At 55.6% G+C, this 25,008-nt stretch carries 27 protein-coding genes; 18 read left to right on the top strand and 9 right to left on the bottom strand.

The window, feature by feature from the left end; translation table 11 throughout:
• The first annotated feature begins 3 nt into the window (after nt 1-3).
• The 14 genes from ROA7450_RS13240 to ROA7450_RS13165 all read left to right on the top strand — a co-directional run bounded on the left by ROA7450_RS13240 (nt 4) and on the right by ROA7450_RS13165 (nt 13,615).
• Nucleotides 4-624: a LysE family translocator gene (locus ROA7450_RS13240; protein ID WP_085806332.1), complete on the top strand. Its 621-nt coding sequence runs from the start codon at nt 4-6 to the stop codon at nt 622-624.
• Nucleotides 624-1,025, top strand: coding sequence for a GFA family protein (locus ROA7450_RS13235; RefSeq protein ID WP_085806331.1), 402 nt, complete (start codon nt 624-626; stop codon nt 1,023-1,025). The genes ROA7450_RS13240 and ROA7450_RS13235 overlap by 1 nt, the downstream gene beginning before the upstream one ends.
• Nucleotides 1,018-1,344: a GFA family protein gene (locus ROA7450_RS13230; RefSeq protein WP_085806330.1), complete on the top strand. Its 327-nt coding sequence runs from the start codon at nt 1,018-1,020 to the stop codon at nt 1,342-1,344. Before ROA7450_RS13235 ends, ROA7450_RS13230 begins: the two co-directional genes overlap by 8 nt.
• Nucleotides 1,341-1,718, top strand: a complete 378-nt coding sequence (locus ROA7450_RS13225) for a GFA family protein (RefSeq protein ID WP_085806329.1) — start codon at nt 1,341-1,343, stop codon at nt 1,716-1,718. The genes ROA7450_RS13230 and ROA7450_RS13225 overlap by 4 nt, the downstream gene beginning before the upstream one ends.
• Nucleotides 1,718-2,341: a LysE family translocator gene (locus ROA7450_RS13220; RefSeq protein ID WP_085806328.1), complete on the top strand. Its 624-nt coding sequence runs from the start codon at nt 1,718-1,720 to the stop codon at nt 2,339-2,341. Before ROA7450_RS13225 ends, ROA7450_RS13220 begins: the two co-directional genes overlap by 1 nt.
• A gap of 4 nt (nt 2,342-2,345) precedes the next feature.
• Nucleotides 2,346-2,735: a GFA family protein gene (locus ROA7450_RS13215; RefSeq protein WP_085806327.1), complete on the top strand. Its 390-nt coding sequence runs from the start codon at nt 2,346-2,348 to the stop codon at nt 2,733-2,735.
• A gap of 11 nt (nt 2,736-2,746) precedes the next feature.
• Nucleotides 2,747-5,194, top strand: a complete 2,448-nt coding sequence (locus ROA7450_RS13210) for a GcvT family protein (RefSeq protein WP_085806326.1) — start codon at nt 2,747-2,749, stop codon at nt 5,192-5,194.
• Nucleotides 5,195-5,655: 461 nt separating this feature from the next.
• Nucleotides 5,656-6,288, top strand: coding sequence for a LysE family translocator (locus ROA7450_RS13200; RefSeq protein ID WP_085806324.1), 633 nt, complete (start codon nt 5,656-5,658; stop codon nt 6,286-6,288).
• 145 nt (nt 6,289-6,433) lie between these two features.
• A complete protein-coding gene (locus ROA7450_RS13195; RefSeq protein WP_085806323.1) occupies nt 6,434-6,910 on the top strand; it encodes a cupin domain-containing protein in 477 nt (158 codons plus the stop codon).
• Between the two features lie 11 nt (nt 6,911-6,921).
• Nucleotides 6,922-7,995 carry an alcohol dehydrogenase family protein gene (locus ROA7450_RS13190; protein WP_085806322.1) on the top strand — a complete coding sequence of 358 codons (1,074 nt, stop codon included), beginning with the start codon at nt 6,922-6,924 and terminating at the stop codon, nt 7,993-7,995.
• Between the two features lie 33 nt (nt 7,996-8,028).
• Nucleotides 8,029-8,922 carry a homocysteine S-methyltransferase family protein gene (locus ROA7450_RS13185; protein ID WP_234999518.1) on the top strand — a complete coding sequence of 298 codons (894 nt, stop codon included), beginning with the start codon at nt 8,029-8,031 and terminating at the stop codon, nt 8,920-8,922.
• Complete coding sequence (locus tag ROA7450_RS13180) at nt 8,923-9,891, top strand: GlxA family transcriptional regulator (protein WP_085806320.1); 969 nt, start codon at nt 8,923-8,925, stop codon at nt 9,889-9,891.
• 175 nt (nt 9,892-10,066) lie between these two features.
• Nucleotides 10,067-10,600, top strand: a complete 534-nt coding sequence (locus ROA7450_RS13175; RefSeq protein ID WP_085806319.1) for a hypothetical protein — start codon at nt 10,067-10,069, stop codon at nt 10,598-10,600.
• Between the two features lie 564 nt (nt 10,601-11,164).
• Nucleotides 11,165-13,615, top strand: coding sequence for a GcvT family protein (locus ROA7450_RS13165; RefSeq protein ID WP_085806317.1), 2,451 nt, complete (start codon nt 11,165-11,167; stop codon nt 13,613-13,615).
• 134 nt (nt 13,616-13,749) lie between these two features.
• Here ROA7450_RS13165 and ROA7450_RS13160 read toward each other — a convergent pair whose 3' ends face one another.
• The 4 genes from ROA7450_RS13160 to ROA7450_RS13145 all read right to left on the bottom strand — a co-directional run bounded on the left by ROA7450_RS13160 (nt 13,750) and on the right by ROA7450_RS13145 (nt 16,692).
• Nucleotides 13,750-14,289, bottom strand: a complete 540-nt coding sequence (locus tag ROA7450_RS13160) for an NADPH-dependent FMN reductase (RefSeq protein WP_085806316.1) — start codon at nt 14,287-14,289, stop codon at nt 13,750-13,752.
• Nucleotides 14,290-14,404: 115 nt separating this feature from the next.
• A complete protein-coding gene (locus tag ROA7450_RS13155; protein WP_085806315.1) occupies nt 14,405-15,310 on the bottom strand; it encodes a LysR family transcriptional regulator in 906 nt (301 codons plus the stop codon).
• 156 nt (nt 15,311-15,466) lie between these two features.
• The gene (locus ROA7450_RS13150; RefSeq protein WP_085806314.1) at nt 15,467-16,216 is read right to left on the bottom strand and encodes an anti-sigma factor family protein; all 750 of its coding nucleotides are present in this window, start codon (nt 16,214-16,216) and stop codon (nt 15,467-15,469) included.
• Entirely contained in the window at nt 16,213-16,692 is a 480-nt protein-coding gene (locus ROA7450_RS13145; RefSeq protein WP_085806313.1) for an RNA polymerase sigma factor, read from the bottom strand. Before ROA7450_RS13145 ends, ROA7450_RS13150 begins: the two co-directional genes overlap by 4 nt.
• Nucleotides 16,693-16,813: 121 nt before the next feature.
• Between ROA7450_RS13145 and ROA7450_RS13140 the strand changes: the two genes are divergently transcribed.
• Nucleotides 16,814-17,254 carry a DUF4399 domain-containing protein gene (locus ROA7450_RS13140; protein WP_085806312.1) on the top strand — a complete coding sequence of 147 codons (441 nt, stop codon included), beginning with the start codon at nt 16,814-16,816 and terminating at the stop codon, nt 17,252-17,254.
• A gap of 92 nt (nt 17,255-17,346) precedes the next feature.
• Here the strand turns inward: ROA7450_RS13140 and ROA7450_RS13135 are convergent, their stop codons facing one another.
• Nucleotides 17,347-19,374: an NADPH-dependent 2,4-dienoyl-CoA reductase gene (locus tag ROA7450_RS13135; protein ID WP_085806311.1), complete on the bottom strand. Its 2,028-nt coding sequence runs from the start codon at nt 19,372-19,374 to the stop codon at nt 17,347-17,349.
• A gap of 175 nt (nt 19,375-19,549) precedes the next feature.
• Between ROA7450_RS13135 and ROA7450_RS13130 the strand changes: the two genes are divergently transcribed.
• Nucleotides 19,550-20,350, top strand: a complete 801-nt coding sequence (locus tag ROA7450_RS13130; protein ID WP_085806310.1) for a phytanoyl-CoA dioxygenase family protein — start codon at nt 19,550-19,552, stop codon at nt 20,348-20,350.
• Here the strand turns inward: ROA7450_RS13130 and ROA7450_RS13125 are convergent.
• Both ROA7450_RS13125 and ROA7450_RS13120 read right to left on the bottom strand, forming a co-directional pair.
• Entirely contained in the window at nt 20,347-21,663 is a 1,317-nt protein-coding gene (locus ROA7450_RS13125; protein WP_085806309.1) for an NAD(P)/FAD-dependent oxidoreductase, read from the bottom strand. The two genes, ROA7450_RS13130 and ROA7450_RS13125, sit on opposite strands and share 4 nt — an antisense overlap.
• Nucleotides 21,660-22,013, bottom strand: coding sequence for a EutQ-related cupin domain-containing protein (locus ROA7450_RS13120; RefSeq protein WP_085806308.1), 354 nt, complete (start codon nt 22,011-22,013; stop codon nt 21,660-21,662). Before ROA7450_RS13120 ends, ROA7450_RS13125 begins: the two co-directional genes overlap by 4 nt.
• Nucleotides 22,014-22,104: 91 nt before the next feature.
• On the opposite strand from ROA7450_RS13120, the gene ROA7450_RS13115 reads away from it, so the two are divergent.
• Nucleotides 22,105-22,755 carry a TetR/AcrR family transcriptional regulator gene (locus ROA7450_RS13115; protein WP_085806307.1) on the top strand — a complete coding sequence of 217 codons (651 nt, stop codon included), beginning with the start codon at nt 22,105-22,107 and terminating at the stop codon, nt 22,753-22,755.
• The gene (locus ROA7450_RS13110) at nt 22,748-24,289 is read left to right on the top strand and encodes a trimethylamine methyltransferase family protein (protein WP_085806306.1); all 1,542 of its coding nucleotides are present in this window, start codon (nt 22,748-22,750) and stop codon (nt 24,287-24,289) included. Before ROA7450_RS13115 ends, ROA7450_RS13110 begins: the two co-directional genes overlap by 8 nt.
• A 40-nt stretch (nt 24,290-24,329) precedes the next feature.
• Here ROA7450_RS13110 and ROA7450_RS13105 read toward each other — a convergent pair whose 3' ends face one another.
• Nucleotides 24,330-24,662, bottom strand: coding sequence for a GYD domain-containing protein (locus ROA7450_RS13105; protein ID WP_159454046.1), 333 nt, complete (start codon nt 24,660-24,662; stop codon nt 24,330-24,332).
• A gap of 152 nt (nt 24,663-24,814) precedes the next feature.
• A complete protein-coding gene (locus ROA7450_RS21530) occupies nt 24,815-24,979 on the bottom strand; it encodes a helix-turn-helix domain-containing protein (protein WP_370738210.1) in 165 nt (54 codons plus the stop codon).
• Nucleotides 24,980-25,008: the final 29 nt, after the last annotated feature.

Genomic DNA, 25,008 nt, shown 5'->3' with positions numbered 1-25,008 from the left:
GATATGAGTATTGACGCCTGGATCATATTCGCGCTGTTCTGGCTGGTCTTTGTGGTCACGCCGGGGCCCAATGCGGTAAATTGCATCACCAATGGCATGACGCTCGGCTTTCGCCGCAGCCTGCCGGGGGTGGCTGCTATCCTGACGCAGGCGGCGCTGTTTCTCAGTCTGTCAGCGGTTGGGGTCACAGCCCTGATCGCGGCTTCTCCCTTGGCCTTTCAGGCGTTGAAAATCATCGGCGCTGGGTTCCTGATTTATCTTGGTGTGCGCAGCTGGATAACGGCCCGCCGTCCGGTGCAGGCAAACGCGCAAACCGGTGGTTCAATCTACTGGCGGGCTTTTGCAATTGCCGTGATCAATCCTAAAAGCGTGGCAGGATATCTGGCGGCGTTCAGTCAATTTGTGCAGCCCGGAGTGCCGATTGGTGCGCAGATGTGGGTGATTTTTCCTACCGCGCTGAGCCTGACGGCACTCAGTTATCTGACCTACACTGCGCTGGGAGCAGGGCTGGGGCGTGCAGCACTTGGGGCAGTGTTCAATGTTTGGCTGCGTCGCGGTTTGGCAATTTGTTTCATCATTTACGGCGTGCTCCTGGGCGCCGCGGCAACACCAGGGAGAGCCTGATGCAAAGAGGAAGCTGTCTGTGCGGCGCTGTGGCCTTTGAAATCACGGGCCCGTTGCGGCCCGCGATTGCCTGTCACTGCAGACAATGCCGGATCACGTCAGGCCATTTCTGGGCCGCAACATCCGCACCTGATGATGAAATCACATTCACATGCGACGACGGTCTGCGCTGGTATCAATCAAGCGACACGGCAAAACGAGGCTTTTGCGATCAATGCGGATCGTCTCTTTTTTGGAAACCCGAAGGGCAGGACCGGACCGCCATTGCCATGGGTGTCTTGGAGGAACCAAGCGGCTTGCGAGTGGAAAGCCATGTCTTTGTCGAGGATAAGGGCGCGTATTACCAGATCGAAGACGGACTTCCGCAACACCAACAGTTCAGCGGGGCCGAAGATGCGTGATGGAATGTGTCTCTGTGGCGCAGTCACCTTTGAGGTGTCTGGCAGGCAGGCGGACCCCCGTGCGTGCCATTGCAAGCAATGTTGCCGTCAAACCGGGCACTATTTTGCAGCGGTCCGGGCCAAAGATACGTCGGTTCGATTTACGACAGATGAAGGGCTGATCTGGCGCGAAGATGAAAGCGACCACATTCGCATCGCTCTGGGCGCGCTGGAAGGCACAGGAAATCTGTATCTGGATCGGCGCATCCACGTCGAGAACAACGGCGATTACTACAAGATCGCGGATACATTGCCGCAGGTTAAAGGAGAGGGCCAATGATGCAGGGACAATGTTTGTGCGGAGCGGTTTCCTATGAGGTCGAAGGTAAGCCGCAGGGTGCGTCGGTCTGCCATTGTAGCCAATGTCGCAGGCAATCCGGCCACCTGTGGGCCTCGGCTTATGTGCTTGAAGACTTGATCACCATCAAAGGCCCGGTGCGCTGGTTTGAAGCCAGCGAAGAGGCGCGCCGCGGATTTTGCCCAAAATGTGGATCGTCCCTGTTCTGGCAAGCGCATGATGAGGACACCATCAGTTTCTCGCTTGGATCGTTGAACGACGATAGCGAAATCAAGCTGCAAAAGCACATCTTCGTGGCCAGCAAGGGTGATTACTACGATATCGCTGATGGTCTACCGATTGTGGGAGAATCGTGATGTGGGACGTTCTGACAGGGTTTGACCCCGCGGTTTTGCTGACCTTCATCGGCGCCGGGATTTTGCTGAACCTGACACCGGGGGCAGATTTTATCTTTGTCTCTGCCAGTGGAATCAGCAGTGGATCCCGTATTGGCATGGCTGCGGCGCTGGGCGTCAATCTGGGTGTCGCTCTGCATGTTGTGATGGCCGCGGCAGGCCTGTCCGCGCTGCTGCTGGCGTGGCCCTTGGCGTATGATGCGATCCGATATGCCGGGGCGGCGTATCTCGTATTTCTGGCGGTGCAGGCGTGGCGCGCGAGCGGAGATCTGGGCGAGGGCCGGGCTGCGGTCAGCGTTGGCCGCGCGATCCGACGTGGTTTTGTCACCAATGTGCTGAACCCCAAGACTGCACTCTTTATCTTTGCCTTTATCCCCCAGTTTACCGATCCTACGATTGGGCCGATGTGGATGCAGATCGTAGTTCTGGGGGCAATTTTTCTGGCATTCGGCATGGCGTTTTCGCTGTCGCTTGGAGCCGCTGCTGGGGTGTTCGCACATGTCCTGCGGGCGAAAAGCCGTCTGTTAAACAGGCTGTCGGCGATCATGTTTACCGGGCTGGCGGCCCGGTTGGTTTGGGAATAGGCCGATGAAAAGCAACGGAACATGCGAATGCGGCGCTGTGACTTATGAAGTCGAGGCGGAGTTCCCAGACGTGACTATTTGCCATTGCGGGCAATGCCAGCGGACAAGTGGGCATGCTTGGGCGTCAGTTTCCGTACCTTTGCATGCGGTTACTATCAAGGGGCAAGACAGCCTGAAATGGTATGCTTCCTCTGACATCGCACGTCGCGGATTTTGCACAGAGTGCGGATCAAGTCTGTTCTTTGAACGCTTGGGTAAAGGCCGCATCGCAATCGGGGCCGGGACTTTGACCCAACCCACCGGATTGAAAACTGGAAAACACATCTTTTTGGCGGACAAGGGGGACCATTACGACATCTCTTGTTCCGCACCACAATATGACACCTATGAATAAGGAATTGACTCATGGCTGACATACCAACCAAAGCAAAGGTTGTAATCATTGGGGGCGGCGTCGTTGGCTGTTCGTCTTTGTACCATCTGGCCAAAAAGGGCTGGACGGACTGTGTGCTGCTGGAAAAGAACGAGCTGACGGCTGGTTCCACATGGCACGCGGCGGGCAACGTGCCGACCTTTTCGACCAGCTGGTCGATTATGAACATGCAGCGCTATTCGACCGAACTGTACAGCGGTTTGGCCGAAGAGGTTGATTATCCGATGAACTATCACCAGTCGGGCTCGATCCGTCTGGCGCACACCAAAGAGCGGATGCAGGAATTTGAGCGCGCCTTGTCGATGGGCCGCTATCAGGGCATCGAGATGGAAATGTGGACGCCGGAAGAGGCGAAAGCGCGCTATCCGTTCCTGGAAACCCACGATCTGGAAGGTGTTCTTTGGGATCCAAGCGATGGTGACATCGACCCGGCACAGGTGACTCAAGCATTGGCCAAAGGTGCCCGCGACATGGGCCAGAAAATCATCCGTTTCTGCCCAGCCACTGGTGTCACGCAGAACGATGATGGCACATGGGTTGTGCACACCGAAAAGGGCGACATCGAGTGTGACTATGTCGTCAACGCGGCTGGTTACTATGCACAACGCGTTGGTGAATGGTTCAAGCCTTATGGCGGTCGTACCGTGCCGATGATGGTGATGAGCCACCAGTACCTGCTGACCGAGCAGATCCCAGAGGTCGAAGCCTGGTCAAAAGAGCATGGCGGCAAGCTGCCGCTGATCCGTGACGTAGATGTGTCTTACTACCTGCGTCAGGAAAAGAACGGTTACAACCTCGGTCCATACGAGCCGAACTGCAAAGGTCACTGGATGACCGAAGACGATCAGATGCCGGACGACTTCAGCTTCCAGCTTTGGCAGGACGATCTAGACCGGATTGAAGACATCGTGACCGACGCGATGGAGCGGGTGCCGCTGATGGCGTCCTCGGGTGTCAGCAGCGTGATCAACGGACCGATCCCTTATGCGCCGGATGGCCTGCCGCTGATCGGCCCAATGCCAGGTGTAAAAAATGCCTTTGAGGCTTGCGTCTTTACTTTCGGGATCGCGCAAGGCGGTGGCGCAGGTAAAGTTCTGGCGGAATGGATCGTTGATGGTCATACCGAGTGGGATATGTGGGCTGTCGATCCGCGCCGTTACACCGACTATACCGATCAGGACTACTGCAACCAGAAAGGCATGGAAGTTTACGGTAACGAATACGCCATGCATTTCCCTCAGCATGAATGGCCAGCAGCGCGCGACAAGAAGCTGTCGCCAAACCACGCCAGGGTCAAAAAACTGGGCGGCGTCATGGGCGCTTATAACGGTTGGGAACGTGCCAACTGGTTTGCGCAGCCGGGTGACGACACCTCTGAGGCCTCGACACACACATGGGGCCGCTCCGGCCCGTGGGAGCAACGCATCAAGGAAGAGTGCGAAGCGGTGCGCGATGCCTGTGGCGTTCTGGACCTGCCGGGCTTTACCCGCCTGTGGGTCAAGGGCGAAGGCGCTGACGAGTGGCTACGCGGTTTCGTAACCGGTGGTCTGCCTAAAGTGGGTCGGATCAATCTGGTTTACGTGGCCGACAGCCGTGGCCGGATCGTGACCGAATTCTCCTGCATCCGCCTGGAGGAAGACAGCTTTGTCCTGATCACGGCGGCAACAGCGCAGTGGCACGATGGTGACATGGTGCGCAATTCGGTGCCTGCTGGCGTGACCGTTACGGAAACCACCAATGATCGTGATGCGCTTCTGGTGGCGGGCCCGACCTCTCGTGATGTTCTGGCCGGTTTGACCGATGCCGATCTGAGCCAAGGCTGGCTGACACATCAGTGGGCCAAGGTTGCAGGCAAGGATGCTTTCCTGATCCGAGTGAGCTTCACCGGCGAGTTGGGTTGGGAGGTTCACGCCGCCAACGAAGACATGCCAGCCATCTACGAGGCGATCTTTGGTGCAGGCGCCAAGCCGTTCGGCATGTACGCGTTGAACTCCTTGCGGATCGAAAAAGGTTACCGCGCATGGAAGGGCGACCTGAGCACTGATTATTCGATGCTCGAAGGTGGTCTGGAGCGCTTCGTCAAGCTCGATAAGCCGCAGGACTTTACCGGCAAAGCAGCGATTCAGTCTGAAAAGCAGCAAGGCCGCAAGAAAGCCTTTGTCACGCTAAAGGTTGACGCTGGTAATGCGGACGCGCCTTACATGTCATGCATTTCACATGGTGATGAGATCGTCGGCGAAACCACTTCGGGTGCCTGGGGCTACCGCGTGAACTCCAGCATCGCGCTGGGCATGGTACGCACCGATCTGGCTGTGCCGGGTACCGAGCTGGAGGTCGAGATCTATGGCGTAAAATGCAAGGCGGTTGTGCAGGAGGATCAACCGATGTGGGATCCGGCCAACGAACGCCTGCGCGCCTGAACTTGATGCAAGCTTGAATGACAGAAGGCCCCGGCAACTGCCGAGGTCTTTTGTTTTGGATTTTAGCATACAGTGTTCTAAAGGAATGGCCGCAATGCAGCCTAGAAATTGTTGTAAAGTAGGACCTTACCGATCATTCCCTGCATGGCTTTGCAATTTGCTGCGTGTCATTTCGTAAACATCAACCCCGGTGGGTGGAGCGTGTGGGGTGTGAGTTTGGCGCGGGGCTTGTTTGTTTGCCCGTTTCATCACGGTGATTAAGTAACCCACGAAAAGCAAAATTCCGATTGGAAAAACAATCATAGCAATTTGGTTGGCAGTCATAACGTTTTTTCGACTCAATGTGGCGTTGATTATCGATAGTGTAATGTGAGTAGACATTCGCAGCAATACTGGGTGTTTGATCTTACAGTCTTTGGTCGTTAATCATCGGATGTATTACTTTTGAAAGGCTACCAGACATGCCATCCGTCGACCTCCTGATTGCCTTCGTCATTGCCACAAGCGTATTCGCCTACATGCCGGGGCCGTCGATGCTTTATGCGGCCGCGCAGACCATTGCGCGGGGGCAGAGGGCGGGGTGGTATGCGGCGCTGGGTATTCACCTGGGCGGGTACGTGCATGTCTTTGCCGCAGCTCTTGGCCTGGCGGTGCTCTTCAAGGCGGTTCCGGTGCTCTATGCGGTGCTGAAATTTGGGGGTGCGGCCTATTTGATCTGGTTGGGTTACAAGATGATCACAACCAAGGCGGCGCTGCCCGGGGCCAATTTCAAGGTTGATGCCAAAAGCCCGCGCCGGGCCTTTTGGGAAAGCGTAACGGTAGAGGTGCTCAACCCCAAGACAGCGATTTTCTACGTCGCCTTCCTGCCGCAGTTCACCGATCCAACCGCAACGATGGCCATCTGGGCGCAGTTGCTGGTCTTGGGAACGGTCGTTAATATAATGTTCTCAAGCGCGGATGTCATGTGTGTCGTTCTGGCCGAGAAGGTGACTGCATTTTTCAAAAAGTCTGGGTCGGGTAATCGTATCTCGCAACGCTTGGGTGGTAGCATTCTGGTCCTCCTTGGGCTCAAGGTTGCGCTGAGCCGGCAATAGTCAAACCACTAATTTAAATTGTCCGTAATCCCGAAGTTCCGTCAACCATTGTTAGGAACTTGTTGTGGCAATCATCAAGTAGAAGTGCCAAGCTGCCAACTTGAGTGGCCAGATATATCTCAGCAGAATTGACCGGAGCACAATCATGAGTAAGCGTTATGCGACATTGGGCCCGGGCGAGGGGCCAAATTATGATTGGGAAAATGACCACACCTTCGTGAAGGTCTCGGCCGAAGACACCGGCGGAGCCTATACGCTGATGGAGGATAACCTCAAGACCAGCTTTGCGCTTGGTTTGCACCGCCACGACAGCCATGCCGAGACATTTTACTTTCTCGAAGGCGAAGTGGATTTCTATGTTGATGGCGATTGGCACCGATGTGGGCCGGGCACAACGATGCATGTGCCGCCCAAGGTGCCGCATGCGTGCAAGGTGGCAGGGGGAAAGCCCGCTAAAATGCTGATGATCTTTCAACCAGCTGGCTTTGATGGTTTCCTGGCCGAGCTTGGAACGATGGATGATGCGGACTTTGCGGACGATGCGAAGATGGCCGCGCTGAACGGAAAATATGACATTGTTCCAATGGGACCAGTTCCACCACATCCAGACGATGTGAAGTAAAGAGGTCGAGCATGACACTTCCCACCACAATGAGCGGCGTCTATCTGACAGGCCACGGAGGCCCCGAGGTTTTGGAGTGGCGTGAAGATATACCCGTGCCTCAGCCGGATGCCGGCGAGGTGTTGGTCAAGGTGTTGGCCGCTGGCGTGAACAACACCGACATCAACACACGTATCGGCTGGTACGCCAAGGAAGTGACTGGTGCGACAGATTCCGTTGACGAAGAGGTCGAGTCGGGTGGCTGGGGCGGAGCGTTGCAGTTCCCGCGCATTCAAGGTGGAGATCTGTGTGGTGAGGTTGTGGCCTTGGGGGCGGATGCTAGTGCATTTTCGATTGGCCAACGTGTCACCTGCCCAATCAATCAACCGCACCCAACGGATGAAAACCCTTTTGGATTTCAGGCGCTGGGATCCGAATATGATGGGGCCTTTGCCCAGTATTGCTGCGTGGCCGCAGATCAGCTTTACGATGTCAGCTCATCGCCGCTCAGCGACATCGAGATCGGGGCCATGCCTTGCGCCTTTGGCACCGCGATGGGGCTATTGGAACGTGCAGGTCTGAAAGAGGGTGAGACCGTTCTGATCACCGGGGCATCCGGCGGCGTGGGCATGGCAGCGGTGCAACTGGCGGCCCTGCGCGGAGCGCATGTTTTGGCCCAAACTAGCCCGTCGAAAGCAGAGATGGTGCGAGAGGCTGGTGCCATTGACATTCTGGGGCGCGGGGACACCCCGGGTGAACAATCGGTGCAGGTTGTGATTGATCTGGTTGGCGGGCCTGATTGGGGCAAGCTGATCGATGCACTGCGCCCCGGTGGGCGTTATGCCACGTCAGGCGCAATTGCCGGCCCGATTGTTGAAGCAGACCTGAGGACAATCTATCTGAACGACCTGACCATCTTTGGTTCGACCTATCAGTCACGTGAGGTGTTCGGGAAACTGGTGGATCTGATCAATAAGGGAGCCTTGCGCCCCTTGGTGTCAAAAACCTACCCATTGCAACAAATTGCGGACGCACAAGAAGAATTTGCAGCCAAACGCCTTCCAGGCAAGCTGGTGTTATTGCCTTGGGATACCAAGGACGCGTAAAAGCATCGGGTCAAGACAACAGGAGTGCCACAAGTGAGCGCTATATCGATTCTGGATGGCGGCATGGGCCAAGAGCTGATTGCCCGGGCTGGCAAGGCGACCTCGCTTTGGTCTGTCCAAGCCCTGCTGGATAATCCAGAGCTGGTGCGTGCGGTGCACGACGATTTTTTTGCAGCCGGTGCAGATGTAGCCACGACCAATAGCTATTCAGTGCTGCCGGATCGTCTGGAAACGCATGGCATTCTGGAACGTCTCGAAGAACTGGCGCATCTGTCTTGTAGGTTGGCATGCGAGGCGCGTGACGCGGCCGGACGTGGCTTGGTGGCCGGATCTTTGGGACCGATGGGGTTTTCCTATCAGCCGGACAAGGCCCCTCCTTCAGATCAGGCGGCTGAGGGCTATGCGCCGCTGGCTCGCATTCATGCGGATTATGTGGATGTGCATGTTCTGGAAACAATGTCCTCGGTCGATCAGGCGCGTGGTGGTTTGATGGGAGCGAGCGTCACAGGCAAGCCTGTCTGGCTTTCTGTGTCTGTGGATGACAACGATGGTGGAAAGTTGCGCTCTGGCGAAGCCCTGAGCGATCTGGCGCCTCTGGTCAATGAGTTCAAGCCAGCGACGTTGTTGGTCAACTGCTCGGTGCCTGAGGCAGTGACCATGGCGATCCCTGAACTGGTCAAGCTTGGCGCACCTGTCGGTGCCTATGCCAACGGCTTTACCGGAATTGCCGCCGATTTTGATTCAATCGGGGCCACGGTGGATATTCTGCAGACCCGTACCGACCTGGGGCCTGATCGCTATGCAGAGTTTGCACAAAACTGGTGTGACGCAGGGGCGACGATGGTTGGCGGGTGCTGTGAAGTGGGCCCTGCCCATATTGCCGAATTGGCGCGCCGGTTTGGCGCAAACTCGGAGCGAGGCGTGTAAGTGAATCCGGCTGCTGATCATACCCCCCCCTTGGTGACCGTTGATCTGCTGTTAGTCGATGGCTTTGTGTTAACTGAATACACTGCGGTGGTCGATCAATTGCGGTTGGCCAATCGCGTGTCTTTGCGTCCGGTGTTCAAATGGCGATCATTGTCACGTGAGGGTGGACCGATCCGCTGTTTGTCGGACGCGGTGGTCGAAACTGTACCGTTTGAGAGCCGTCCGGATGCGAATTATGTTTTTGTTCTGGGCAATTCCGATCCGGGCTGCTCAGGGCTTTCGATGGGGCGGGTGATTGATGTCTATGTGGCACGTAACAGCAAGGTGATCTTGCTGGCCGAAGCTGCAAGCCGTTTCATCGAGGAGCGCGGTGATCCGGATCTGACCACCCATTGGGAAAACCGCGCACTGCTGCAAGAGCAAATTGGACTTGGCGATGGCACGCAGGTGCTGGCTACTGAGCGCGGCCAGATTATCACCAGCGCTGGAATGGGATCGACCGTTGATGTGACCCTGACGATTATGGCGCGACACATTCCGTCAGCAACGGTTTCCACGGTGGCAGACATTCTTTTGCATGACCGGATTCGCGATCTGGGCACATTGCAGCCTTATGGTGGTAAACGCATTGTGTTGACCGGTGACAAGGAGTTGGATGAATGTATCGAACTGATGCAAGCCAATATCGAAGAACCTTTGCCGATTGCCGAACTGGTTCGGTTGATCGGGGTTTCAAGCCGTTCACTTGAGCGACGCTTTCGCGACAAGCTGAGCACGCGCCCAACAGAATACTACCGTGCTTTGCGCCTTAATCAGGCAAATAACCTGCTTTTGAATACAACCATGCCAATCAGCGAAATCGCCTTGGCCTGCGGATTTCCCAGCGGTTTTACCCGCCACTATCGCGCTTTGTTCAACGTCACCCCTCAGGCGGTGCGGCGTCAGCGAAAGATGGCTGAAAATCCCTGACCAGTCCGTTGCGCCATCTCCAAGCGGAGTGCTGTACGCAGCGCGTCATCACTCGAAAATGCTGAAGAAAGCATCCTATTTATACGAATTCGCCGTCAAATTTTTGACTAAACTGGGTGAAAATTAATCGAAACGGGCATTAACAATGTCGCTAATGCAGATTGGAGGCAGGTACATGATGCAAGAGTACCCGCCCGAATTTCGGATCGAAGACCACGTTGCGAATGACCGGTCCTATCGCTTCCTTGTATCTACCTGGATGGCTCAACAGCTTCCTATTGCAGTGATCTTGTTTGCCTTTGGCGGCATCGGCTGGGTGCTGTGGGGGGTATGTTTGCGCGTTTCTGTATCATTGGTCGGCCATTGGGCGGTTGGACATGTGGCGCACAAACGAGGCCATCAGGGATGGGAGATTCAGGGGCTGCTCGTCCAAGGATATAACCTACCACGGCTGGGGGTCTTGACCTTCGGAGAAAGTTGGCACGGCAATCATCATGCTTTTCCACATTCTGCCAAGCTTGGGGTGGAGGTTGGGCAAACCGATCTGGGTTTTGTGTTTATTAAGGCGCTCCAGATGATTGGGCTGGCGACAAATATCAAGGAACCCGCAAGCGAGCCCGCGCGTTCTGGATTGAAGCGTCGAGATCCTTTCGAGGTTACGAATCTTACGGGCAAACATGTGCGATTGAGAAAGCCAAGTCTGCGTTAACGGTATTGTTGAAACGCTTCCACTTCCTTAGCGAACCGCATTTGAAGATTAGCGAAGATCTTCATCTCTGCCTTGTGCTTTTCCAAGGTGGGTAGTTCTATCAAGCGAGTCTGTGAGGCGTTGATGTTTTGCTACTAGATCACTGCAGGCGGTTTTGCTCGAGACGGTCTGAACGACCAATCTATTGCTGGGTCTTTGCCGGATGACCCCAACGGCAATGGCTTCCCTGCATCGACTAAGTGGCCAAGTTCACCACCTTCCTCAGCGCGGTTCAGAACCCAATTGATCAATGCATTCAGCGCGCATTGGAGGTAGCCTCGTGTTTCAGTCTCCATGTGGAAGGCAGCCTGGCCAAGTTTGACGGGTTGAGACGTCCGGTCACAGACCATTTCACCTGTTGCTCACGGGTGGAAACTTGTCTCGGGTTTGGCGAAATCTTCGGTGCAAATGACGATTCAAGCCGTATGCCGGGGGATAGATTGTGACAACGTAAGGAAAATTCACGGCCATCAGTCCGACCTTTTTCAGGGTGGCAGGCTAAGTCGGGATCAAGGAGAGAATGAAATGAGTCTTCCTCAGAAAGCACGTGTTGTGATCATTGGCGGCGGCGTGATTGGCTGCTCGGTCGCGTACCACTTGGCTAAGAAAGGCTGGAAAGATGTTGTGTTGCTGGAGCGCAAACAACTGACCAGTGGCACAACTTGGCACGCTGCGGGTCTGATCGCGCAGCTGCGTGCGACCGCGAACATGACCAAGCTGGCGAAATACAGTCAGGAGCTTTACTGGTCGCTGGAGGAAGAGACCGGCGTGGCCACCGGGTTTAAGCGCAACGGATCAATCACCGTGGCGCTGACCGAAGAGCGCAAGGAAGAGATCTATCGTCAGTCAGCGATGGCACGCGCTTTTGGAGTGGAGGTCGAAGAGATTTCCAACGAGCGTGTTGTAGAACTCTATCCTCATCTGAACGTTGAAGATGTCAAGGGCGCGGTTCATTTGCCGCTGGATGGGCAGGGGGACCCGGCCAACATTGCATTGGCGCTGGCCAAGGGCGCGCGTCAAAATGGTGCGTTGGTCAAAGAACGTATCAAGGTGACCGGCATTGCCAAAGAGGGCCGCAACGTGACCGGTGTGGACTGGGTTGCCGACGACGGCAGCTCCAGTGGCCACATCGAATGTGACATGGTCGTTAACTGCGCGGGCATGTGGGGTCACGAGGTTGGCCGGATGGCGGGTGTAAACGTGCCGCTGCATGCTTGCGAGCACTTCTACATCGTGACTGAGAATATCGAAGGCATGACTCAATTGCCCGTTCTGCGGGTGCCAGATGAGTGTGCTTATTACAAGGAAGACGCGGGTAAGATCCTATTAGGTGCGTTTGAGCCAAACGCGAAACCTTGGGCAATGGATGGTATTCCGGACACATTCGAATTTGACCAACTGCAGGAAGATTTCGACCATTTCGAGCCGATTTTGGAACACGCTTGTAACCGCGTGCCACTGCTGGCTGAGGCGGGGATTCATACTTTCTTTAACGGTCCCGAATCCTTCACACCGGATGACGCGTATCATCTGGGCCTTGCGCCTGAGATGGACAACGTCTGGGTCGCAGCGGGCTTCAATTCGATCGGCATTCAATCCGCGGGCGGCGCTGGTATGGCGCTGGCGGAATGGATGGATACGGGTGAAAAACCTTTCGATCTGGGCGATGTAGACGTCAGCCGGATGCAGCCCTTCCAGGGAAACAAGCAATACCTTTATGAGCGCTCAAAAGAAACACTGGGCTTGCTTTATGCTGATCACTTCCCCTATCGGCAAAAGGCCACCGCACGCGGCGTGCGCCGGACACCGTTCCACCATCACTTGCTGGAGCAAGGTGCGGTGATGGGAGAGATCGCCGGTTGGGAACGCGCTAACTGGTTTGCCAACGAAGGACAGGAGCGCGAATACCAATACAGCTGGAAGCGCCAAAACTGGTTTGAAAACTCTGCTGCCGAACACCGCGCGATTCGCGAAAACGTTGGTATGTACGACATGTCGTCTTTTGGCAAAATCCGGGTCGAAGGCCCTGATGCCGAAGCATTCATGAACTACATCGGCGGCGGCGACTATTCGGTAGAAAATGGTAAGATTGTCTACACTCAATTCCTGAACCGCACTGGTGGAATCGAAGCGGACGTAACCGTTACACGTCTAACCGAAACATCGTATCTGGTGGTGACACCAGCAGCGACACGTCTGGCAGATCAAACCTGGATGATGCGCCATAAAGGCAACTTCAACGTGGTGATCACCGATGTCACTTCTGGCGAAGGCGTATTGGCCATCATGGGGCCAAATGCGCGCAAGCTACTGGAGAAAGTGTCGCCTGCGGACTTTTCGAATGTAAATAACCCGTTTGGCACCGCGCAAGAAATCGAGCTGGGCATGGGACTCGCGCGCGCTCACCGTGTGACTTATGTCGGCGAGCTGGGTTGGGAGATCTACGTCTCATCCGATATGGCTGGTCATGCGTTTGAGACGTTGCATGCCGCGGGTCAGGATATGGACCTGAAACTTTGCGGGATGCACATGATGGACAGCTGCCGGATCGAAAAAGGCTTCCGGCACTTTGGCCATGACATCACCTGCGAAGATCACGTTGTTGATGCCGGTCTTGGTTTTGCGGTTAAGGTCGATAAAGGGTGCGATTTCATTGGCCGTGAAGCGGTGATTGAGCGCAAGGAAAGTGGCCCTAAAAACCGCATGGTACAGTTTAAACTGACTGATTCAGAGCCACTGCTGTTCCACAACGAACCGATTATTCGTGATGGTGAATACGTTGGATACCTGAGTTCTGGCAACTACGGTCACACGCTCGGAGCAGCTGTTGGTTTGGGGTATGTGCCTTGTGAAGGGGAAAAGGCCGCTGATGTTCTGGCCTCGACGTACGAGATCGACGTTTGCGGCGTAAAGGTGAAAGCCGAAGCCAGCTTGAAACCAATGTACGACCCTAAAGGGGAACGTGCGAAAGCGTGATCATTTTCGCCTAACCAGATCAAAGAAAAGGCAGCGTGTGACGCTGCCTTTTCTTGTGCAACTTGTACAAATTGTACGTGGGTTTTGTACAAATATCGCCGCACTGGACTTATGTTCTCGGGCAGAACGGGTTTCTATTCGATGGCCGCCCGAAGTGCCTGCATCTTGCCAGCGATGGCTTTCTGATAGTGCTCGTTCGGCAGGTTACCTTCAGCATCAAATTCATTCATTGCAGCGGCGACCAAAACGGCAGGACCAGGGATGATGTGGGCCTGCAGTTGCAGCAGGACTTGCATGGTGACGAACTGGGCTGTTTCGCCGCCAGTGCGACCCGCGGCGGCTGAGAGCACCACAACCGGCTTTTGGGCAAGAACGCCGTCAGGAACGCGGCTGACCCAGTCGATGGCATTTTTCAGAACGCCACTGATGCTTTTGTTGTACTCAGGTGCGGCGATGACAATCGCGTCTGCCTGTGTGATCTGGTCGACAAGCGTTTGCACTGCAGCGGGAATACCTTCGTTGGCTTCTACATCCCCGTCATAGAGAGGAAGGTTCAGATCGGCATCGACAACGGTTGCCTCACCAAATGCAGCGGCGGCATGGGTGAGCAGCATACGATTATAGGACCCTTTACGTAGGGAGCCCGAGATCGTCAGAAGGGTCGGGTTGGACATTAGAAATTCCTTTCATTTGGCTTGGCTCTAAATGAAGGGAAAAATGCCTGCGCTTCAACAGATATGGCCGCACAGGGTATGTGCGGCCATTGAGCAGATCATAAGAAATTCTTCTTTACCAGTCAGTTGGGCCCTTTTCGGCAAAAGCATTGACCAAGAAGTCAATGAAGGCGCGGACTTTAGGTTGGGTGAATCTGCCGGGTGGGTAGACCGCATAGATGCCCTGAATTTCTACCGGCAGATCCGGAATCACATCCACAATCTGCCCGTCCTCCATCGCTTTGGAATAGAGGAAGCTGGGCAGGTAGGCGATCCCAAGGCCAGAGATGGCGGCGTTCAGCAAAGATTGCCCATCGTTCACCGAGAGCCCGCCAGCGGTACGGACCTGACGTTTTTCACCCGACGGAGCAGTCAGTTTCCAGACCGAGCCGTTGGCCTGGCTGGAATAGTGCAGTAGTTTATGCTCGTTCAGGTCATCAATCTTGGTCGGTCGGCCATATCTTTCGATATATGCGGGGCTTGCGATCATACGCTTGGTGGTTTCCGTCAGCTTGCGCGCGCGCAGGGTGCTGTCTTCCAACTCACCAATGCGGATGGCCATGTCAAAGCCTTCCGAAATCAACTCAACATAGCGGTTGTTGAGCACCATGTTGACGGTGATATCGGGGAATTCGTCGAGAAACTGCCCCAAAACCGGGCTGAGGTGGTTCACCCCGAAATCGGTGGCGACTGAGATGCGCAAAAGGCCCGAAGGGTCAGATTGCATTGAGCTGACCAAGGCATCAGCCTCACCAGCATCATTGAGAACTCGCAATGCGCGGTCGTAATAGGCCAGACCGATCTCGGTTGGGCTGACACGACGTGTTGTGCGGTTTAAAAGGCGCGCACCCAGACGCGCTTCAAGCGACGACACGTGCTTTGAGACAGCGGACTTAGAAATCCCCATCTTACGAGCGGCATCAGTGAAGCCGCCCTGATCAACTACTGTGGCAAAAGCCTCCATTTCGGTAAGGCGATCCATATACTACATACCTCTGCGTCTGGGCTTGAGGTTTGATAATGCGCTTAAATCGGGCACAACTGGGGCGTATGCCCGACAATATCTAGGTTTTGTAAGGGATCGTTGAAGGCACGTGAACGATCAGATGCCTGAATTCAGTGCGAAATTGTCCCTGTTCTAAGTGGCAAAAAGCCCTGCGCGAAAGCGCTCTGCAGCCTTTTCTAAACTGTTTTCTCCCTGTGGGCCAATCAAAAGCACGCCGTACCCATCTTCATTCCAGCTATAGGCGCTCATGCCTTCTAGCACCTCGGGAATAATGTTCGGGCTGTCAGGCTTGCCGGTTCTGACGATACACAGCGCCACAGGGCCCCCATCGGCAGTCAGGAAGGTGAGTTGCGCCAGCGGTTTGCCGTGGAACCCCAACTGCTGTGCGCGCACGTAGGACAGGCCATCGACCTGCGGCAAGTTGGTGAGGTCCAATCCCAGTGTGTCTGATAGTTGTGCCAGCTTGGCCTGCGTGGTTTCTGTATCGCTGCGGGCACCGGCAAGCGTTTCGGTGACATAAAGCGATTGGTAATTCGCGACCACGGCTTTCCAACCGGGCGCGCTTTGGCTTTGATGGTGCATGCCCCACATCAGCCCAACGCCGACAAGTGCGCCTGCCACCATGCTGCCGCCACAGACCTGCCAGACGGTTTGGCGGGATATACTGCGTTTGGGGAGTTCCGGCATTTCAGGGGCCGCGCCTAGAAGTGTGTCAAAGGTGCCGATCAACACTTTGTCGGCATCTTTCAACTCCGCAACACGTGCTTGCAGGGCTGAATCTGTTTCCAAAGACTGTTCCACACGCGCAACAAGATCTTCATCCGCCTCTTGATCGAGATAGAGGCAGAGATCTTCGTCAGAGAGGGGTCGCGTTGCCGTCATCCGTCTGTTCCTGTTGCCGCTTCCATCTGAGCGGCAAGTGTTTTGCGTGCCGCTGAAATGCGGCTCATAATCGTACCGGCCGGAACGTCCAATATTTCGGCCGCTTCGGCATATTTGTAACCCTCGACAAAGACCAGCAGTGCGGTGACACGCTGGGCTTCGGGCAGGGATTGTATTTTGTTAAACACTTCGCGCGCGAGAATATTCGTCTCGGTCGAGGGTTTTTTATCTTCAACATCCACCTCTTCCGTGGGAACAAAACCGGCAGACTGGCGGATCGAGTTTTTTCGGATTTCATTGAGCCATAACCGACGTGCCATCACAAACAACCAGCGATCAAGATGCGTGCCAGGGGTGAAGTGTTCAGCCTTTTCGATCGCCCTGAGGCAGGTCATCTGCGCCAGATCATCCGCAAGGTCCCGTTGTCCGGTCAGCGCCGCGCAAAACCGCCACAGGCGGGGAAAGCACTCGGGCAGTCCCGCGCGAATTTCGCGATCTGACGTGTTGCTGTTCAGGAACCGAATAATTCTGAAACCTCGTGTGTTCTCTTAGTACGCAGGCTTTCTGCGCTTGCTGACAACAGCATAGGAGGTGACTATGAAGAATACTATTGCAGCACTGGCTGTCCTCACGACACTGTGTTCGCCCGCGATTGCCGGTGACACACCTGCGCCTGAGGGGGCCAGAGTTTATTTTGTGAATTTGGAAGATGGGTCGACAGTATCATCCCCCGTGACCATTGTATTTGGTTTGAGCGGCATGGGCGTGGCCCCGTCAGGGACTGAAAAAGAAAACACCGGCCACCATCACATTTTGCTGGATCGTCCCCCGCTTGGGGAAGGGGAAGATGGGGCTGATGAATTGGAATATGGCCTGCCAGCAGATGAAAATCACATCCACTTTGGTGGTGGCCAGACCGAGGTGACGCTGGATCTGGAGCCGGGGAAACACACGCTTCAGCTAGTGATGGGGGATCAGAACCACGTGCCGCATGATCCGCCGGTGACAACAGAAGTCATTACGATCAACGTTGAATGAAAATTTACCAAGTCGCTTTATGACTAAGACATTAGTGCAGTTAAATGGTGTCTGGCGGGGCTTTGTCCCCGCCATTTTATTTGGGGCTGACCCTAGAGCGATGCCGCCAGTCGTGTGCCTTGATTGATGGCGCGTTTGGCGTCCAGTTCTGCCGCCACATCGGCACCACCGATGACATGAACAGAAGCGCCCGCCGCAATTAGTTGATCCGCCAGTGTCCGTTCGGGGAGCTGACCGGCACAGAGCACGATGGTATCCGCCTCGATCAACGTCGGGCGTTCGCGGGCTTCGCCAAAGGAGATATGCAGGCCTTCATCGGTGATTTGTTCATAGTTCACGCCGCCAATCATTTGCACGTTTTTCATGCGCAGGGCCATGCGGTGAATCCAGCCGGTGGTTTTTCCTAGTCGTTTGCCTGGGCTCTCGGCCTTGCGTTGGAGCAACGTCACTTCGCGTTCTGCCGCTTCGGGTTGGGGGCCTTCGGGTGCGAGCCCGCCGCGATGTTCACCCGGGTCTGTGATGCCCCACTCACGCATCCATTCGGGCAGGTTCTCAGTCAGGCTTTCGTCATCCGCAACCAGATATTCCGAGACGTCAAAACCAATGCCACCTGCGCCAATCACGGCGACACGTTTGCCAACCGGAGCCTTGTGGCGCAGCACGTCGATGTAGCTGAGCACGTTAGTGCCGTCTTGACCGGGGATTTCGGGATCGCGTGGGCTGACACCTGTCGCGATGATCACCTCGTCATAACCCGCCAGATCGTCGAGTGTGGCGGTCTTGCCCAGTTTTATGGTGATGCCACTGTCGGCCACCATCTTTTCGTACCAGTCGACCAGACCGTGGAACTCTTCCTTGCCGGGGACTTGTCGCGCCATATTGAGCTGGCCTCCGATGCGATCTGCGCGATCGATCAGGGTGACCTTGTGCCCGCGTTGAGCGGCAGTAAGGGCGCTGGAAAGACCTGCCGGACCTGCGCCGACGACGGCGATGGTTTTAGGGGTTTTTGCCGGTTCAATCACCAATTCGGTCTCGTAACAAGCGCGGGGGTTGACCAGACAGGTCGACATCTTGCCACTGAAGGTGTGATCGAGACAGGCCTGATTGCACGCGATGCAGGGCGCGATGGTGTTGGATTGCCCGGCCTCGGCCTTGGCGACAAAATCCGGGTCGGCCAGAAACGGGCGCGCCATCGAGACCATGTCGGCGCAGCCTTGTTGCAGCACATCTTCGGCGACGTCCGGCATGTTGATCCGGTTTGAGGTGATGATGGGGATGTTGACGTGGCCCATCAGTTTCTTTGTCACCCATGAGAACGCGGCGCGTGGCACGGAAGTGGCGATGGTCGGGATACGCGCCTCGTGCCAGCCGATGCCGGTGTTGATTATCGAGGCACCGGCGTCCTCAATCGCCTTGGCGAGGGTGATGACCTCTTCAAAGGTCGATCCATCGGGCACCAGATCGATCATCGACAGACGGTAGATGATGATGAAGTCCTGTCCCACGGCCTCACGCGCGCGGCGCACGACTTCGGTCGCTAGTCGCATACGATTCTCGTAGGAACCACCCCAGCGGTCGGTACGTTTGTTGGTGTGGGCGACAAGGAACTGGTTGATGAAGTACCCTTCCGAGCCCATGATCTCGACCCCGTCATAGCCAGCCTCGCGCGCACGGCTTGCGGCGGTGACGATGTCGCTTATTTGTTTTTCGATGCCCTCTTCATCCAGCTCTTTCGGTGGGAAGGGCGAGATCGGCGATTTAATTGGGGAGGGGCCAACGCAATCAGGGCTGTAGGTATAACGACCTGCATGCAGGATCTGCATGGCAATGCGCCCGCCTGCGTCATGCACCCGGTCAGTGACAATCTTGTGGTTGGCGATGTCTTCGTCCGAAAACAAACCTGCAGCACCCGGAAACACCCCACCTTCGCGGTTTGGGGCCATGCCGCCGGTGACCATCAGGCCAACGCCGCCGCGTGCCCGTGTGGCGTAAAACTCGGCAACACGATTCCAGTCTTTGGTTTCTTCCAACCCGGTGTGCATGGACCCCATAAGCACGCGGTTCTTGAGCGTGACATGCCCCAGATCAAGAGGGGCGAGAAGATGCGGGTATGCTGACATGGTTGGCCTCAGACTGTTGTTGCGGCAAGATGCCGTGTGTCGGGCCGGATGTCACGCCGGACGCTGCGTTATGCGAGAAGATTAAAGACCCATCGCAGTGTCGCGATTGTGATTGCTTTGAGCTGGTAGGGATTTGTAACGTATGATCCGAGTCATTCAGCATTTGGAGAGGTTTATGCCACAAATTCTTGAAGATCAGACAATCACGGAATTTCGGGACAAGGGCGTTACGGTGCTGCGTGGCGTGTTTACGGATTGGGTTGAAACGCTTCGATCTGGGATCGACTCGAATATGGCTGATCCTGATCCAAATGCGCGCATTTACAAAGGGGACAACGGCGGAGGCAGGTTTTTTGTCGACTACTGTAATTGGGCGCGCTTCGACGACTATAAAGATTTTATATTCAATTCACCGGCTGCCAAAATCGGAGCTGAACTGATGGAAAGCCGCCAAGTGCAGTTGTTTCATGAACATGTATTGGTGAAAGAGGCGGCGACCGGTGTCCCAACGCCGTGGCATCAGGATGCGCCTTATTACTGTGTGAGCGGCCCCAAAACGGTGAGCCTATGGATTCCTCTGGATGAAGTGCCGCGCGAAACAACGTTGGAATTTGTCAGCGGCTCGCACAAATGGGGCAAGTCTTACCGACCACAGAGATTTGATGGCTCGGCCTTGAACGAAGACGATGGCTTGGAAGACATCCCCGATATCAATGGTGACCGTGATCAATACGAAGTGGTGGGGTGGGCCGTCAGCCCCGGTGATGCGATTGCCTTTGATTATCGGACGATTCATGGCGCCCCGGCAAACAACAGTGCTTCGCGACAGCGCCGTGCGTTTTCCTTGCGTCTTTTGGGGGACGATGCGCGATTTGTACGCCGCGAGGGCATCGTGACCTCGCCCCCTTTTCCCCAAGTGGCGCTGAAGCATGGGGATCGGTTAGCAGGTGATGAGTTTCCTGTGTTGCTAGGTTAAGCCTCGTGCCGGTTGGACCAAAGCTCCCAGCCGAAACGTGCCCTTACGCCGACGTCCAAGAAAGGGCGTGGGGGGAGCATGTCCGGCTCGCCCAAGGTCTGCATATCGGCGATGAGAGGGTTGTCGCGCCCGGTGGCCATGTCTGCTGCAAGGATGCCGCCAAAGGTGCCCTTGGTGACTCCCACGGCGTTCTGGCAGACCGCGGACCAGATGTTGGGTGCCAATTGACCAAAACCCGGGGCGCCATTGCGTGAGAGGCAGACAAAGCCGCTCCAGGTGTGATCCATGTCGACATCTGCGATGGAAGGAAAGCGATCCTTGAAGAGGGCAATGTGCCTGCGGCGCACGGCCTCTTGCTCGGCCGCGCTGACCCGTTGTGATGGGCAGTAGCTGAGGCCCTGGCGGATTAGAATACGGTGATCGGCGGTGTAGCGCATGGTGATCCCGGCAAAGGCGTTGGCCGGGGTCAGGCCCCATTGTTGATGAACGCCGAATTCGGCCTGCTCTTTTTCGGTCAAAGGACGGGTCAGGCTGGCGTGGGCGACCAGATGCAGGAATCGGCGATTGTAAAACCCGAACTGATCGGAAAACCCGTTTGCGCCCATAATCATTTTGGGTGCGCGGATGGATCCTTGGGTGGTGGTCAGTTGTACTCCGTTTTGAAAATTGGCCTCGATCACGGGGGAGTTTTCATAAAGCGTCACGTTTTCCGGCAGGGTGTCGGCCAGGCCCCGGACCAAGGCCGCAGGGTTCATCAGGGCGCAGCCGGGGGTGTAGACGGCAGCGGTGAAATGTGGGGAGCCGAGGCGTTTTTCTAAGGCGTCGCCTTCGATCCACTCATAGGGTTCGTTCAGGGCCTCCATTTCCTTGGCGAAGGGTTCGAGAACATCGCGGCGACCACGGGAGGAGACGGCGGTGTGATATTTGCCCGCGCGCGCCCAGTCGCAGGAAATGTTATGGGATGTGACGATACCCTCAAGATGGTCGATGGCGGAGCGTGCCAACCGCATGAAGCGATGCGAGCCTTCGAGTTCTTCCAGCGATGAGCCAACGTTATGCGGTAGATCAATAGCAAAGCCCGAGTTGCGGCCTGAGGCGTTTTCACCGGTCTGCCCCGCCTCGATGACAACGATATTCTGATCGGGGCAGTTTTCGGCCAAACGCCGTGCTGCGGCCAACCCGGCATACCCGGCGCCCAGCACCACCCAATCGGCGTTGATGTCGCCCTTGAGGGCGTCGTGTGGTGTCCGACCCGGCAGGATCGCGCTCCAGCCGTTGGTTTTGTCATCTTTGGGCAGACGGTTGATTTTCATGTTGCAGCCTCTGCCCAGTTCGCGGGTTCGATCGCATAAAAGACAAGTGCGTCTTCGGATTCGTAGGTCAGCTCGGTGCCTTTGGGCAACCAGATACTGTCTTGGGGCCCAGCGGTCAGAACGCTGTCTTTGGTTCGGGCTGTGAGTTGGCCACTGAGGACCAAGACCACCTCGTCATATTGGACCGTCCACGGAATGGCGGCCTTGGTAAAGCGCGCAAAGCCTGTGCCCAGCTTGGTGCCCATCTCGGTGCCGGAAACCACATTCACCTGTGCCATGTCCCCGTATTCGAAACGTGGTCTGAAGCTCAGGTCTTCAAAGCAAATGGTTTGGGCCGGGGCTTTGGTCATCGGGCGGGTCTTTCATGAAACTGCAATGATGGATTGACGCAAAACATACATGTCTGTATTGAAACATTCAACCCTGTATGGAAGGTGACAAATGCCTCTGCTCTCAACCTCGCAAAACACAGCCCGCCAGCCGCGTTTGACCGGTGCAGATTGGGTTGAGGCTGCACTGCATGTATTAATCGGGAACGGAATCGAAGCGGTTCAGATCACGGCCCTGGCGCGTCAGTTGGATGTGACGCGCGGCAGCTTTTATTGGCATTTTGAGAGCCGCGAGAACCTGCTGGATGCGTTGTTAGAGGAATGGCGCGCGCGCAATACAGGGGTGATGCTTGAGGCGATCCGCGAAACCAGCTGTCTGGAAGATGGGATATTTTCGCTGTTTTCCGTTTGGGTGGATCACACGCGGTTTGACCCGAAGTTGGATCAGGCCATTCGGGATTGGGCGCGGCATTCCGATAAGCTGCGTGAGATCCTGAAGATCGAAGACAATGCGCGTGTTTCGGCGATAGCGGGTTTTTATGAGCGGCATGGTTTCCCAGAAGCCGAGGCCTTTATCCGGGCGCGGGTGATCTATTTTACCCAGATCAGCTTCTATGCGCTTAAGGTCGAAGACGATGAAGATTTCCAAGAACGGCTTGGATACCTGAACGAGTATTTCAAATGCTTCACCGGGCGCGACATGGACCCGGCACTGGGGGCTGCGCATACCGCAAAATTTCTGAAAGGCATTAGCGATGAATAGCCAACGGTCTGGAGGGCGCAGGGGGCGCAGTGCAAAACGTCAAAGTAACGCGAAAAAGCAGTTTGATCTGGCTTGGCGGCAGTGGCGCAACCCTTATCCGCCGATCGAGCAGTTTAGCGCGGATGAGATTGAGGCGATTCACGAGGCAACGTTGAAAGTCCTGCGCGACATCGGGATCAAGGTTCTGAGCGATGAGGCGCGTGAACATTATGTGCGCGCTGGCATGCGTGCGGGCGAAGAAGGTGTGATTTATTTCGATCCCGATCTGGTGATGGAACTGATCGCCAAGGCCCCGTCAGAGTTTACCATGATGGGGCGTGGCGAGGGCCGCGACGTGATGATTGGCAGTAACAAGGTTGGAATTTCAACCTCGGCTGGGTCGCCAAATTGTTCAGATATTCAGCGGGGTCGTCGCCCGGGCACCTTGCAGGACTTTGAGGATTTCTGCCGTGTGGCGCAATCGTTTGATGTGATCCATCTGTTTGGTCCCGTGGTAGAGCCGCAGGATATTCAGATGAACATTCGCCATCTCAAAATGGCACGGGCAATTGCGACGCTGACCGAGAAGGTACCGTTTGTCTATTTCCGTGGACGGCAGGCAGTGGCAGATTCCTATGAGATTTTGCGGATTGCCAATGGTTTGACGCCTGATCAATTGTTGGAAACGCCAGTGTGCTATTCGGTGGCCAACTCCAACTCACCCCTGCAACTGGATGATTTGATGTGCAAAGGCATTATTGACGCGGCCAACGCCGGACAGATGATGATCCTGACGCCCTTTACGCTGGCGGGTGCCATGGCACCAGTTACCATTCCGGGGGCGCTGGTGATGCAGAATGCGGAGGCATTGGCGGGATTGTGTCTGTCGCAGATCGTAAAACCAGGGGCTAAGGTCTGTTATGGTAGTTTTACCTCGAACGTTGACATGAAATCTGGCGCTCCGGCCTTTGGGACGCCCGAGTACGTCAAGGCCGCTTTTGCGTCGGGGCAGTTGGCACGCCGGTACGGTTTGCCGTTGCGGTCCTCTGGTCCAACCGCCTCGAACGCGCCGGATGCGCAGGCGGCGTACGAGTCGCAGATGTCGTTGTGGGGCGCGTTGATGGGCGGGGCTAATCTGGTTCTTCATGGTGCGGGATGGCTAGAGGGGGGGCTGACCATTTCTGCCGAGAAGTTCATCATCGATGTTGAAGTGCTGCAGATGTTTGCCGAGATTTTCAAACCGTTGGAGGTCAATGAGGCCACGCTGGGGCTGGAGGCGATTGCCGATGTTGGGCATGGTGGCCATTTCTTTGGCACGCAGCACACGCTGGACCGATTCGAAACAGCCTTCTATTCACCGCTTCTGTCGGATTGGGACAATTTTGAAAACTGGACGGATCGCGGATCTGCGGATGCCACGACTCGTGCCAGCAAGATTTTCAAAGAGACGCTACAAAATTTTGAAGCGCCTGCTTTGGAGGCGAGCCGTCTGGACGAAATTGACGACTACATCACTCGCCGCATCGCCGAGGGCGGTGCGGATATCGAAGTGTAAGGAAAACCCCGGGCAGACACGCGGGGGTAATAGACACTTGTCAGGCAGAGGGCGGACGATATTCCCCGACAATCTCTTTCGCGCCTTCCATTGCGGTCACGCCGCTGTGCGTTGTTAGCAGAACGGTTGTTTTGACCTTGGAAAACGCACCGGAAGAGCCGACTGCCAGTATGGCCGACGCTGCGGCAACGTCTGATGGGAATTCAGAGATGACAACGCCATCATAATCCCCGAAACAATAGTACATTGAAAGAATTTCACCGCCGGCGGCGGCGAAGACACGTTGCGCCGGTGAGCGACGATCTTGTGGGCTTTCAACCAGGCTTTGGATCGATTTGGTCGAATAGCTGAACTGCGTCATATACGTTGGCATTGCATGGCCCCCCATTCAAATTTGTAAAAAATTTATTGCGATAGAGGGGTATTGTAGCACGGATAAGGTGTAATCGGGGATTCCCGCTAAGTTGATTCTAACTTATTGAAGTTAAATATAAAGGGCAGATTAGTTGCCCAGATGATTGCCTTTTATCTCATGCCAGAATCCGATTCGGGGCGGTATTGAAGTATGTCACCGAGTTGGCCGCCCAAGAGTTCGCAAATCGCTTCCAGCGTTGCGAAACGGATGCCTTTGAGCAGCGTGCAGTACGATGCCTTGATTGGCGATTGTAACGAGTGCTTACCTTTTAACACAAAAGACCCCGGAAGTTCCGGGGCCTTTT

Origin of the sequence: Roseovarius albus, from assembly GCF_900172335.1 — a bacterium.
Lineage (GTDB): Bacteria > Pseudomonadota > Alphaproteobacteria > Rhodobacterales > Rhodobacteraceae > Roseovarius > Roseovarius albus.
Note: the sequence above shows the minus strand (reverse complement) of the source record. Positions and strands in the feature narration are given on the sequence as shown.